At 36.3% G+C, this 13,431-nt stretch carries 13 protein-coding genes; 1 reads left to right on the top strand and 12 read right to left on the bottom strand.

The features are described 5' to 3' along the window. Positions 1–52 precede the first annotated feature (52 nt). From hisIE to HP569_RS01265, 8 genes are read right to left on the bottom strand one after another with little or no spacing between them, the layout of a single operon-like run. Complete coding sequence (hisIE, locus tag HP569_RS01300) at positions 53–709, bottom strand: bifunctional phosphoribosyl-AMP cyclohydrolase/phosphoribosyl-ATP diphosphatase HisIE (protein ID WP_182199270.1); 657 nt, start codon at positions 707–709, stop codon at positions 53–55. Further along, entirely contained in the window at positions 699–1,457 is a 759-nt protein-coding gene (hisF, locus tag HP569_RS01295) for an imidazole glycerol phosphate synthase subunit HisF (protein WP_182199269.1), read from the bottom strand. Before hisF ends, hisIE begins: the two co-directional genes overlap by 11 nt. Further along, positions 1,454–2,161 (bottom strand): 1-(5-phosphoribosyl)-5-[(5-phosphoribosylamino)methylideneamino]imidazole-4-carboxamide isomerase, encoded by a 708-nt coding sequence (gene hisA / locus HP569_RS01290; RefSeq protein ID WP_182199268.1) that lies wholly within the window; start codon positions 2,159–2,161, stop codon positions 1,454–1,456. The genes hisF and hisA overlap by 4 nt, the downstream gene beginning before the upstream one ends. Then, the gene (gene hisH / locus HP569_RS01285) at positions 2,158–2,757 is read right to left on the bottom strand and encodes an imidazole glycerol phosphate synthase subunit HisH (protein ID WP_182199267.1); all 600 of its coding nucleotides are present in this window, start codon (positions 2,755–2,757) and stop codon (positions 2,158–2,160) included. Before hisH ends, hisA begins: the two co-directional genes overlap by 4 nt. Beyond that, complete coding sequence (gene hisB, locus HP569_RS01280) at positions 2,754–3,341, bottom strand: imidazoleglycerol-phosphate dehydratase HisB (RefSeq protein WP_182199266.1); 588 nt, start codon at positions 3,339–3,341, stop codon at positions 2,754–2,756. Before hisB ends, hisH begins: the two co-directional genes overlap by 4 nt. Positions 3,342–3,357: 16 nt before the next feature. Beyond that, positions 3,358–4,638: a histidinol dehydrogenase gene (hisD, locus tag HP569_RS01275; protein ID WP_182199265.1), complete on the bottom strand. Its 1,281-nt coding sequence runs from the start codon at positions 4,636–4,638 to the stop codon at positions 3,358–3,360. Continuing rightward, positions 4,635–5,255: an ATP phosphoribosyltransferase gene (hisG, locus tag HP569_RS01270; protein WP_182199264.1), complete on the bottom strand. Its 621-nt coding sequence runs from the start codon at positions 5,253–5,255 to the stop codon at positions 4,635–4,637. The genes hisD and hisG overlap by 4 nt, the downstream gene beginning before the upstream one ends. A 19-nt stretch (positions 5,256–5,274) precedes the next feature. Then, positions 5,275–6,375: an ATP phosphoribosyltransferase regulatory subunit gene (locus tag HP569_RS01265; RefSeq protein WP_182199263.1), complete on the bottom strand. Its 1,101-nt coding sequence runs from the start codon at positions 6,373–6,375 to the stop codon at positions 5,275–5,277. A 254-nt stretch (positions 6,376–6,629) separates the two neighbouring features. Between HP569_RS01265 and hisJ the strand changes: the two genes are divergently transcribed. Beyond that, a complete protein-coding gene (gene hisJ, locus HP569_RS01260; RefSeq protein ID WP_182199262.1) occupies positions 6,630–7,481 on the top strand; it encodes a histidinol-phosphatase HisJ in 852 nt (283 codons plus the stop codon). Between the two features lie 15 nt (positions 7,482–7,496). Here the strand turns inward: hisJ and HP569_RS01255 are convergent, their stop codons facing one another. From HP569_RS01255 to parE, 4 genes are all read right to left on the bottom strand, one after another. Next, on the bottom strand, positions 7,497–7,649 hold the full coding sequence (locus tag HP569_RS01255) for a hypothetical protein (RefSeq protein ID WP_182199261.1): 153 nt from the start codon (positions 7,647–7,649) through the stop codon (positions 7,497–7,499). A 62-nt stretch (positions 7,650–7,711) separates the two neighbouring features. Then, positions 7,712–8,752, bottom strand: coding sequence for a C45 family autoproteolytic acyltransferase/hydrolase (locus HP569_RS01250; RefSeq protein ID WP_182199260.1), 1,041 nt, complete (start codon positions 8,750–8,752; stop codon positions 7,712–7,714). A gap of 128 nt (positions 8,753–8,880) precedes the next feature. Next, on the bottom strand, positions 8,881–11,337 hold the full coding sequence (parC, locus tag HP569_RS01245; protein WP_182199259.1) for a DNA topoisomerase IV subunit A: 2,457 nt from the start codon (positions 11,335–11,337) through the stop codon (positions 8,881–8,883). A 15-nt stretch (positions 11,338–11,352) separates the two neighbouring features. Further along, positions 11,353–13,305 carry a DNA topoisomerase IV subunit B gene (parE, locus tag HP569_RS01240; RefSeq protein ID WP_182199258.1) on the bottom strand — a complete coding sequence of 651 codons (1,953 nt, stop codon included), beginning with the start codon at positions 13,303–13,305 and terminating at the stop codon, positions 11,353–11,355. Positions 13,306–13,431: the final 126 nt, after the last annotated feature.

Genomic DNA, 13,431 nt, shown 5'->3' with positions numbered 1-13,431 from the left:
TCCTCATTTTTGATGAAATTAAACCTATTCCTCATAAAAAAATCAAGAAGCTTTACCACTCCTTGATTTCTGGTCTGTCACCTTTGCTATTGCCTTTTTTAAAAGTACGTTTTGCAAGTTCTTTCTTAACTTGTTCTAGTGAAACACCTTGTTCACTCATTAAGACAAATGTATGATAGATTAAATCACTTACTTCAAGTACAACTTCTTCAGGATTTTGATTTTTAGCTGCTAAAACTACTTCTCCAGCTTCTTCAATCACTTTTTTTGATATTTTATCAATCCCATTATCGAACAAGTAGTTGGTATACGATTTTTCGATAGGATTGCTCTTTCTTTCTTCAATCTCATCCATAACATATTCCAGTACATTCGAAATGCTTGTTGACTCCGTATCGTGTTTATTTAAAATCGGATTGAAAAAACATGACTCCTCGCCTGTATGACAAGCAGGACCATTCGGTTCAACATGAATCAATATACTATCTTGATCACAGTCCAATGCAATGGATACTACATCTTGTGTATTTCCTGAAGTAGCCCCTTTATGCCATAATGCCTCTCTGGAACGTGAATAAAACCAAGTTTGTTTAGTTTCTAATGTTTTGTTATATGATTCCTCATTCATATATGCTAGCATCAGCACGTCTTTAGAATACGCATCGATAATTATTGCGGGTAATAATCCTTTTGAAAAATCAGGCTTCACGTATATTCACTCCTCGTTCTTTGCAGCTTTCTTTTACTTCTGCAATGGTAAACGTATTTTCATGAAAAATGGAAGCTGCTAATCCTGCTGAAACATCTGTTTCTTGAAATACTTCAGAAAAATGGTCAGGATGTCCAACCCCACCTGAAGCGATGACAGGAATTCTCACAGCGTCTACTATTGCTTTTGTTAAAGCGAGATCAAATCCATTTTTTACTCCATCGGTATCGACACTCGTTAAAAGGATTTCTCCTGCACCTCTTTTTTCCACTTCCTTTGCCCACAACACAGCATCTAAACAACTATCCTTCGTGCCACCGTGTGTCATCACATGCCAACCATCATCAAACTTTTTTGCATCGATAGCGACAACAATACATTGTGAACCAAAACGGGAGGAAGCGGTTGTGATTAACTTTGGATTATGTACTGCTGCTGAATTAATCCCAACTTTATCTGCTCCTGCTTGCAGTAATTTTGTCACATCATCAATTGTTCTTACTCCACCACCAACGGTAAATGGTACAAAAACATTTTTTGCTGTCTCACGTACAATATCAATCATGGTTTGCCTGCCTTCATTAGTTGCAGATATATCTAAGAAAACAATTTCATCTGCTCCAGCTTTAGAGTACGCTTCTGCCATCACAACAGGATCTCCTAATTCTCTTAACCCAACAAAATTTGTTCCCTTTACTACCTTTCCTTCTTTCACATCTAGACAAGGAATAATTCGCTTTGCAATCATAGGCTCGCTCCTTTCAAAGTAACTTTTCCTTGATAAATTGCTTTTCCTACAATCGCTTCGGTTATGCCAATTTTTTCTAGTGTATCAATATCGCTATTATCTTTAATTCCACCTGATGCTACAATTGTGCATGTCACTGCTTCATGCATTTCTTTCAATCCTTCAACATTTGGCCCTGACATTGTCCCATCCTTTGAGATATCCGTATAAACAATCGTTTGTACACCCAATTGCTCCATCTCTTTAGCAAAACGTATTGCATCAATTTCTGATACTGTTTCCCAACCATGGGTAGCTACCTTCCCATCCTTGGCATCAATTCCGATCACGATCTGTGAAGAATATTTTGCTAAGGCTTCTTTTAGAAAAGTTGGATTTTCAATCGCAGCTGTGCCGAGCACTAAACGGTCTGCACCAGCCTCAATTAGCTTTTCGATTGTTTCAACTGATCGTATGCCTCCTCCTACTTGTACAGGAACGGTTGCGATATTACAAAGCTTCTCAATTAGTTTATATTGACGTTTTTGTTCTCCTTCGCGCGCGCCATCTAAATCTACAATATGAACCATTTCAGCACCATCTGCTATAAATGTTTGCAGTTGTTCGATTGGGTCATTAGCCACTTGCTCTGTTTTATTAAAATCTCCTTGATAAAGACGAACACATTTCCCGTCAATTAAATCAATTGCAGGTATTATTTTCATTTTGACACCTCTTTTAAAAATACTTGTAAAATACTCTTACCCACTTCGCCACTTTTCTCTGGGTGAAATTGTATGCCATATATATTATCTTTTTTTACGATCGCAGTAATATCAGGTCCATATTCTGCGGTTGCAACGACATAATCAGCCTTTGTCTGAACCATGAATGAATGCACAAAATAAACATGCTGATCTTGAAATGTTGAAAAAGCAACATCGTCCATTGCTATTTTTAACGCATTCCAACCTATGTGAGGCAACAAATAAGGCGTTTCTATTTTTTTAACAGTCCCAGGTATTAAATCTAGTCCTTTTGTATAAGTACCTTCATAGCCTTCTGAAAATAGTAATTGCATGCCCAAACAAATACCAAAAAATGCTTTCTCTTTCGCTAATTCTATTAAAATATCTCTTAAGTTCCGTTTATCGATTTCTTCCATTGCTGCTTGGAATGAACCTACGCCAGGTAAAATAATATGTGATGCTTTCTTCAGTTGGATTGGATCATCTGTAATCACAACCTCATATCCTAAGGCATGAAAAGCAGTTTGTACACTTGCTGTATTCCCCATCCCATAGTCTACGATCGCAATCATTCAATTAACCCCTTAGTAGAGTTAACACCTTCAATTGCTGGATCAATTTGAATGGCTTGTGCTAACGCTCGTCCTAATGCCTTGAATATCGCTTCAATTTTATGATGTGTATTTAATCCGTAAAGAATTCGGGCATGTAAGGTTATACCAGCTTGAACCGCAAAAGCTTGTAAAAATTCTCTAACAAGCTCTGTATCAAAGTTACCTAATCTTTGATTCTCAAACGTTGCATCCAGTACGAGATATGGGCGCCCGCTAATATCCAAGGAGACAAATCCTAATGATTCATCCATTGGAACATATGCTGTGCCATATCGTGTAATTTGTTTTTTATCACCTAATGCTTCCCTGATGACCTGCCCCATGACAATCGCAACATCTTCAACGGTATGATGACTATCTATGTGTAAATCACCATCCGCATTTACGATCAATCCAATCCGCCCATGTCTAGCAAATAACTCTAACATGTGATCAAAAAAACCGACTCCTGTTTTTATAGAAACTTGTTTAGGATTATCTAAATCAACTGATACTTCAATAGCTGTTTCATTAGTTTTTCTTGCTTTATTTGCTATTCTCATTTTACTAGCCTCATTTCTACTTATTGATCCGTTTTTCTACTGCTCTTGCGTGTCCTATTAATGCTTCTTCATTTGCAATTGTAATAATATCCTCTGATGCTTGTTTTAAAGCATCTTTTGTATAATAAATGAATGTCGTCTTCTTAATAAAATCATCTACAGAAAGTCCAGAAGAAAATCGAGCTGTACCTGACGTTGGCAACACATGATTTGGACCAGCATAATAATCTCCTAGTGGCTCTGGTGTAAAATGTCCTAAAAAGACAGAACCTGCGTTTTTCACTTTTCCTAGATAAGATAATGCATCATCTAAATGAATTTCTAAATGCTCAGGTGCAAATTGATTAGATAACTCAAATGCTTCATCTAAATCCTCACAAAGAACAAGTGCACCTTGGTTGGTTAAGGCTGCTTCAGCAATCTCCTTCCTTGGCAATATATCACATTGCTGCTTCACTTCTAATGCAGTAGCTTCAATTAATTGCTCAGAGGTAGTAAACAAACAAGCTCTAGCTACAGTGTCATGCTCTGCTTGTGCAATCAGGTCTGCTGCAACAAAACTAGGATCAGCCGAATCATCCGCTATAATTGCTACTTCAGATGGACCTGCAATCATATCAATACCAACATCGCCATAAACAAGTGCTTTTGCAGCAGCGACATACGCATTACCAGGTCCAACAATTTTATCTACACTAGGAATTGATTCTGTTCCATAAGCTAAAGCAGCAACAGCTTGGATACCACCAATTTTATATACCTTACTAACCCCTGCAATGTCTGCTGCTACAGATAAAATAGGTGCTATCATTTCTCCGTTTCTAGCTGGTGTTACCATAATAATTTCCTCTACACCTGCTAGTACCGCCGGGATGGCATTCATTAATACAGAGGAAGGATAGCATGCGGTGCCACCTGGAACATAAATTCCTACCCGTTCAATTGGTCGATATAATTGTCCAGAAATAATGTTGTCATCACTTTGCATCATACGAGAGCTTTGTAGTTGTTTCTCATGAAAAGATCGAATGTTCTTAGCTGCTCGTTGAAGTGCATCAATTGTTTTTTGATCTACTTTTTCCCAAGCCTGTTTCTTTTCCTCTTCAGAAACTGCCCAATTTTCAGGTACAAACTGATCAAATTTTTCAACGTATCTTTTTAATGCTTGGTCTCCTTCTTGACGAATAGCTTGAATGACTTCTTTTGCGACTTCGTAATACTGATCTTCTGTTTGATTCCCTTTAACATTTTCAATAAATTTTTTCTGAAAATCAGCCGGTTTATATGTCGGTATCATACATATTCCTCCTGTTTTTGGAAAGATTCAATAATTGGTGTAAGCACGTCACGTTTTATTTTCAATGAAGATCGATTAGCAATACATCTAGCACTAAAAGAAAAAAATTCTTCTTGCACGACTAAACCATTTTCTTTTAACGTTGTACCTGTTTCAACAATATCGACAATACCATCAGCTAAACCTAATATAGGTGCTAATTCTACAGATCCTTCCAACTTAATAATATCAACCGATTCACCTTTATTTCTAAAGTATTCTTTTGTTATACCTGTATATTTACTAGCAATCTTTTTCTTTTGATTAGGCCAAACCTTACCATCCTCAGTTGCAACCGCCATTCGACAATGTCCAAAAGGTAATGGAAATAGATTAAATACATCTGGTTGAAATTCTGCTATTATATCTCCACCAACAATGCCTAAATCTGCAATACCATGTTCGACATATGTTGTTACATCCGGTCCCTTCGCAAAAATAAATTGGAAAGTATCGGTCTCCACTCTTAGTTTTCTACCTTTATTTATTATAGGTTCTACTTCATAGTTCAAAGATTGCAAAAATTTAATAAATTGTTTCTCTAACCGTCCCTTTGTTAATGCAATGATTGGTTTCATTCTTTACCACCTAATCGTTTTAATTTGTATTTTCATTTACATGAATAATCGTATCATAAGCATCACTATCTTTGATTTCATATTGAATATCTACATTTGCATTTGGATAATTACTTCGTAGCTGTTCTGCTTGAATATGGGTAGCTTTTGATGCAACAATACAAATACTTTCTTTCCGTTCGTTGTTATTGATATGTGTAGCTAACACATCGATATCGAATGCTAATCCTACAGCAGAAACCTTCTCATCAAATTGCTCATACAGTTTATCGTATCGTCCACCAGAGAAACAGCTCTCTCCATTTTCTTTTAAATAACCTTTAAACATAACACCACAATAATATGGCAGATTCTTCACCCTACCTAAATCAAGCAGTACTTCACCACCATTAGATTCAATAACATTCGCTAATTCTATTAAGTGATTCAAAATACGCGTTAATCGTTTGTTGTCTTTCCAAATTGATCGATATTTCTTTAGTTGATCAACCGATCCATATGCATCAATTAACTCTGTTAACTGTTCAGCCTGTTGTATGGAGCCATAATCTATAGCAATCTCATAAACAATATCTCTACGCTTATCGTGCATTGCATCCAATAGTCGCTCTTCTGTTTCTGAATCTAGCTTTAGTGAATTGGTCAACTCTTCGAAAATCCCTGTATGCCCAAGCTCAATAAGATAATTAGAAATCTCGAGTTCTTTTAAATAAGCAACGGCGGTCAAGACACTTTCTGCTTCTCCTAAAAATGGTTCTGTTCTAATTATTTCTATTCCTGCCTGTTTCGATTCTATTCCTTCCCTGTCATTTCGAAAGACCGATCCTTCGTAAAACCACTTTGTCTGCTTTGACTTTTGATTACTTATTGCTCTAGCAACAGCTGTCGTCCAGTCTGCTCGTAAGACCTCAATTTCTCCTTCTTTATTAAACCACTTCAATAAGCTGTGTAACTTCATCCCAACGTGCGTGTTAGTAAATGTTTTTGCATATTCAACGACAGGAGTAGATATAGCTTTAAATCCACGCTCTGTTGCTACTTTTCTAAATAATTCAGTTGCTTTTGCCTTATTATTTAATGGTAATCCGATTTCGTCTTGGCTTCCATCTGGTAAAAACAAATAATAACCTCCCTCGTCACTTTACCACGTTACCACTTTACTTTAATAAAGTGTTTGTTTTACATACAATAGCATGATCTAAACGCTGCCGTCAATAAAAAATGTCAATGTTTTTTGCAAAAAATATATAATTGGTTTCATTCATTATACTAGAAAAATGGAATTTGCTGTGACATTGTTAGAAATCTTATTCTATTTCTTTGATTAATCTCTTGAAAAAAGATGTTACAATGTAAAAAAGAGGAGTGAATAACATGAAATTTAATGGGGATTTTCATATACATACTAATTATTGCCCACACGGCTCAGCGGATGAAATGGAGTTATATGTGCATAATGCAATAGAAAAAGGACTTGATGCCATATCATTTACGGAGCATGCTCCATTACCACCATCATTCACTGATCCAGCTCCTAAACAAGATAGTGCTATGAAAATGAATGACGTTGATAGCTATCTATTAGAAGGAAATAAGCTAAAGAAAGCCTATAAAGATAAAATAAAAATTAATATTGGTTTTGAGGTTGATTATATTAAGGATTATGAAACTGAGACAAAACAATTTCTTAATCAGTATGGAGAGCAAATCGATGATGCTATATTGTCTGTTCATATGCTTCGTGCGCCAAATGATCAGTTTGTGTGTCTTGATTATAGTGTAGAAGCATTTTCAGATATCATCACATTATTTGGATCTGTTAATGATGTATACAACGCATATTATCAAACCATGAAGTCTAGTATTCTTTCTGACCTTGGGCCATATAAACCTACTAGAATTGGCCATATTAACTTAGTTGAAAAATTTTCATTGCAGTTTCCAGCCACTCATAAGCACGAAGATGAATTGATTGACTTACTACATTTAATTAAACAAAAAAACTATTCGTTAGATGCAAATACAGCGGGGTTGTTCAAACCATTTTGTCAGCAGATGTATCCTTCCCCAAAAATTATGGAAGTAGCACATGAATTGGGGATTGCCTTAATACCTGGCTCAGATAGTCACACTGCAGGCACACTTACTAGAGCATTTGATAAGTATCCTTCCTCCATTTCACTCTCCACTCCGGAGAATGTAACACAAAAGCGAATGTCGAAATAGACATTCGCTTTTGTGTTAACCCTTCAACTGATCAATGGTACCATCCATATAATTATTTTGAATCTGCTGCCTGGTAATTTCTAAACCTTCTTTTTCTTCTTCTGACTGTTGCTTTATCTGCTCATTTTCTTGAGCATTTTTAAATGGTTTATTTTGTTTTTGACTCATAGCCTCTATTCACCCCAATCTTACATTTATTATTGGGTGAATCGCTTGTAATTATGCGTGTACTACACTTTTTTCATATAAGGCATATGCTCCGTTGTATCGATCTTTCCTAACATTTTTGTCATCCATACATTTTTTCCATTTAACCATTCATCAAAAACAATCATCATTGGCCTTCGATTCGAACCTAACGCGATACCTACCATAGCAGTATCTATGTCATACAATGCAGTATGCAACGTTCCTGCTGATTGCTTATAATCAGTGGAAAATATCTCATGCTCAATATGATTAAATAATTGATACGCCTTTTCCACGGATAGATCAGTAGGTTGCTCTTCTAAAATAGCTATTCGCCTTTTGGAATCAGCTAAATGATAACGATTGGAATCAGTCAGTATATCAAAATGATTGGTGCTAAATCGCTGTTCTTTTATACGAATTGCTTGAGCTGTTGCTTCAACTACATGACGTGCACCATATTTATCTGCTAGTACATAATTAAAAGCATAGCGATGTGGTATTTCTCTTATTAATGCTAAAGCTTCTTCATTAGACTTGCACTGCTCCAATATTAGACGAGTAATAATGGTTGGGATAAAGCCATCTCCTGTATGCCTTCGATTCACAAAATTATATCCGGCGACAAGCCCTTTCTCATTCATTCCGTCCGTTCTTCCTACGATGCGCTGAGAAGGACCAATCGTTGCGTAACCTTGATTAGGCTGATACAAAACAAATCTACCCTCATAGGTTTTAGGATGATAATCATAGTTGCGTACGAAAAAGTGATCACCTGTCAGTATCGAACAACCGGAATTTTGCCACTCCTGCTGAAATCCGCTGAAATGGACAATGGTTTGGTCTAATGATAGTTTCAACCCTTCGGCGAGACCTTTCAATTCTTCTAAAAAATTAGGGGATATGTGCGTTAACCAGTCCATCGCTTTTTGCTGATCTACTGCAAATTTACTTTTCAATGTAGATGCTTGCTTCGTATATATAGCGTACAATGGAGAATTTCGCAACCACTTGCCTTGGTTAAAACCAAATGCACCGTGATCACCTCTAAATTGAATAACATCTGAGTAATAAGTTTTCATTTCTCTAGTCCTTTTTTAAAAAATATTAATTGTTTACTTCAAAATGATCTTCAGTATTAATATTTGCAACTATTGCAATAAAAAACGATCATTTATCTATTATAAGACAAATAATCGCTTTTTTTGAATTAATCTGTTTTATCTTCTTCAAATGCTTTTGTGTAATTCGCTTGCTTCCAACTATCGATGACAGCACCTGTTTCGTCCGTGTCTAGTATAAATGATCCGTTACTATATCGGTCACTTACACCTAATTCCATTGGATATAACGTTTGTTTGTGTCCATTTTCAGTAACTAGATGAACAATATCTTGATGATCAACTAATAATAAACTAACTAATCGATGAGGTTTTTGTTTTAATTCTCGTAACATGGCTTGACCGCGTTTCGCACGACTTAATTGCTCAAAATCATTCAATGTCATGCGTTTCGCTGCACCTCTTTGCGTGATAGCGACTAAATGAACGGCTTGATTTGTTGTCTCCCAAACGACACCATTTATTACGTTTTCCTTATCCTTTAACTGGATCGCTTTTACCCCAGCTGCTCGCTGTCCGATAGGTGTAAGTTCTGATTCTTTATACCATAATCCATAGCCACGATTTGAAGCGATAAAAATATCGGCATTTCCGTTTGTTCGTTCTACATTTAGTAGTTCATCTTCATCTTTTAAATTAATAGCAACTAACGCCTTGGAATAACGTTGCGCTTCATATAGATCTAATTTACTTCGTTTTATTAGTCCATTTTTCGTAATAAACACTAAATAGCTGTCTTCCTTGAAATTACGAACCGGAATTGCTTTAATAATGTGTTCCCCTTTATCGATTGCCACAATATTTGATATATGCTGGCCTAAGTCTTTCCAACGAATATCTGGTAACGTATGCACTGGGGCAAAGATATATTTTCCTTTATTGGTAAACAAGAGAATGGTGTCTGTTGTATTCATTTCCAATAAAGCTACAAGGTGGTCATCATCTTTAATCGCCAAATCATCGCCATTAGAAGCGGCATAGGAACGTAAACTAGTTCGTTTAATATAGCCATCTCTAGTTACGGAAAGTAAGATATCTTCACTTGCTACCATTACTTCCAAATTAATTTTTAATTCTTCAATCTTGCTTTCGATTTTTGTTAATCGTGGTGTTTGATATTTTTTCTTAATTTGTTTTAAATCTGATTTAATAACAGAAAATAATTTCTTTTCATCTGCGAGAATTGCTTCTAATTCTTCAATCTTTGTACGCAATTCTTCCGCTTCTTGCTGTAAAGAAGTAATGTCTGTATTAGTTAAACGGTATAATTGCAAATTAACAATTGCTTCGGCCTGAGCTTCTGAAAAATGATACGCATCTTTAATTCTTTTCTTGGCATCTTGTTTATCTTTTGATGCGCGAATGGTTGCAATTAATTCATCTAAAATAGATATAGCCTTAATTAAGCCTTCAACAATATGTGCACGATCTTTTGCTTTCTTCAAATCATATGTAGCTTGTCTCGTTACTACTTCTTTCTGATGTGAAATGTACGCACTAAGTAATTCATTTAATCCTAATAACTTCGGGGTTTTATCTTTAATGGCAACCATATTAAAATGGTATGTCACTTGCAGGTCAGTATTTTTATATAGGTAATGCAGAATTCCTTCGCTTTCTGCATCTTTCTTTAATTCGATAACAATTCGTAACCCTGTACGATCGGTTTCATCTCTTACCTCTGCAATACCTTCTACCTTCTTATCAATACGTAACTCATCCATTCGCTTTACTAAAACGGCTTTATTGACTTCATAAGGAATTTCATCAATAACAATTTGTTCTCTATTTCCACGTAAGGCCTGAATTTCTGCTCTACCACGAACAACCACTTTTCCTTTTCCAGTCTCATAGGCTTGTTGTAAACCTTCTACACCTTGAATAATTCCTCCAGTAGGAAAATCTGGCCCCTTGATTACTTTCATCAACTCTTGAACTGTAATATCAGGATTATCTATCTTCTTTATCGTAGCGTCAATTACTTCGCCTAAATTATGTGGTGGTATGTCTGTTGCATAACCAGCAGATATTCCTGTAGAACCGTTAACAAGGAGATTAGGGAATCGAGCAGGTAATACAACAGGTTCATCGATAGAATCATCAAAATTAGGAATGTAATCTACAGTTTCTTTATCAATATCTCTTAACAATTCGCCTGATATACTAGACAAACGCGCCTCTGTATAACGCATAGCAGCAGGTGGATCACCATCAACACTACCATTGTTTCCATGCATTTCTACAAGCACGTTCCGAACTTTCCATGTTTGACTTAAACGAACCATCGCCTCATAAACAGAACTATCACCATGCGGATGGTAGTTACCGATTACTGTACCGACAGTTTTAGCTGATTTTCTAAATGGTTTGTCAAAGGTGTTTCTTTCTTCATGCATCGCAAATAAAATCCTTCGCTGTACTGGCTTTAGACCATCTCTAGCATCAGGTAATGCACGATCTTGTATAATATATTTACTGTATCGACCAAATCGATCTCCAATTACTTCTTCTAAAGGTAAATCGAGAAACTTTTCTGTTGAAGCCAACTATGTTTCCTCCTCTTACGTATGAATATTCTCATTATCCATAATGTTTGCATCATCTTGTAAACCAAATTCTACATGTGTTTCTATCCATTTTCTTCGCGGTGCAACTTTGTCTCCCATTAATGTCGTTACACGTCTTTCTGCACGGGCAAGATCATCAATAGTTACACGAATCAATGTTCTTGTTTCTGGATTCATCGTTGTTTCCCAAAGTTGCTCGGCATTCATTTCTCCAAGTCCTTTATATCGTTGCAAAATATAGCCGTTTTTCATTTCCGCTATAATCTTTTTCATTTCTTCTTCATTCCAAGCGTAGTGAATGACCTCTTTCTTCCCTTTCCCTTTCGAAACTTTATAAAGTGGTGGCAATGCAATATACACTTTCCCTGCTTCTATCAGCTCTCTCATGTATCGATAGAAAAAAGTAAGTAATAGAACTTGAATATGTGCACCATCCGTATCTGCATCTGTCATAATGACAATTTTATTATATTGTACGTCTTCTAAATTAAAGTCTCCACCTACACCAGCACCAATCGTATGAATGATGGTTGCAATCTCTTCATTTTTAAACACATCTGCTAATTTAGCTTTCTCTGTATTTATTACCTTTCCACGCAACGGCAGAACGGCTTGAAATTTACGATCTCTACCTTGTTTCGCTGATCCTCCTGCCGAATCACCCTCCACAAGATAAAGTTCATTTTTATCAGCATTTCGTGATTGTGCTGGGGTAAGCTTCCCACTTAATAATGCATCTTTACGCTTTTTCTTCTTTCCATTTCGTGACTCTTCACGTGCTTTTCTTGCCGCTTCTCGCGCTTCTTTCGCACGTACCGCTTTTTTCAATAACAAAGTAGCTATTTCTGGGTTTTCCTCTAAGAAATATGCCAGGTTTTCTGATACTACAGCATCCACTGCAGAACGCGCTTCAGAAGTACCTAACTTTCCTTTCGTTTGCCCTTCAAACTGTAATTGTGCCTCTGGAATTCGAACAGAGACGATGGCAGTAAATCCTTCTCTTACATCGTTTCCTTCTAAATTCTTATCTTTTTCTTTAAGTAAATTAGTCTTTCTAGCATACTCATTAAATACTCTTGTAATTGCTGAGCGAGCACCTGATTCATGTGTCCCGCCATCTTTTGTCCGTACATTATTTACAAAAGAGAGCATACTTTCTGCATAGCCATCATTGAATTGAAATGCGAAATCAATTTCTAAATTTTGTTGTTCTCCTTCAAAGGACACGACTGGATGTAGGGTATCTTTTTCTTCATTTAAATAAGCAACAAATGATTTCAAACCTTCTGGATAGCAAAATGATTCTGTTTCATCATTGCGTTCATCTTCTAATACAATTTCCATGCCTTTTAAAAGAAATGCCGCTTCGCGTAAACGCTCAGCTAATATTTCGTATTGAAAAGTTGTTGTAGAAAAAATAGAAGTATCCGGCTTAAAATGAATCATTGTTCCTGTTTTTCTCGTTTTACCAATGACGTCTAAACCTGTTTCAGGCAAACCTCCATGATGAAAAGATTGCTGATAGATGCTACCGTCTCGATGGATCGTCACAGTTAACCATTCTGATAATGCGTTAACAACCGATGCACCAACACCGTGTAACCCACCAGATGTCTTATAGCCACCTTGTCCAAACTTACCTCCTGCATGAAGGATTGTCAAAATTACTTCAGGTGTGGGTCTACCAGTACGGTGCATACCAGTTGGCATCCCTCTCCCATGGTCCGTTACAGAAATACTATTATCTTTATGTACTTTCACAATAATTTTAGTTCCAAAGCCAGCAAGAGCTTCGTCAACTGCATTATCTACTATTTCAAACACAAGATGGTGTAATCCTCTTGCGTCTGTACTTCCAATATACATACCCGGTCTTTTTCGTACTGCTTCCAGTCCTTCTAAGACCTGGATAGAATCATCAGAATAAGCGCTTGTTTGTTTAATCAACGTAAGTGCCCCTTTCTCCAAACACTAGTAACAATGACTATGTTACCATAAAATCGTGAAATATCTATATTTTAGAACAAATGTTTGATGAATTATTAATTAAATTTAAATGTTGCGAATAAAAAA

The organism is Paraliobacillus salinarum (genome assembly GCF_014083865.1).
In the GTDB taxonomy this organism is placed as follows: Bacteria; Bacillota; Bacilli; order Bacillales; family Amphibacillaceae; genus Paraliobacillus; species Paraliobacillus salinarum.
This window is presented reverse-complemented; position numbering and strand designations above follow the sequence as displayed.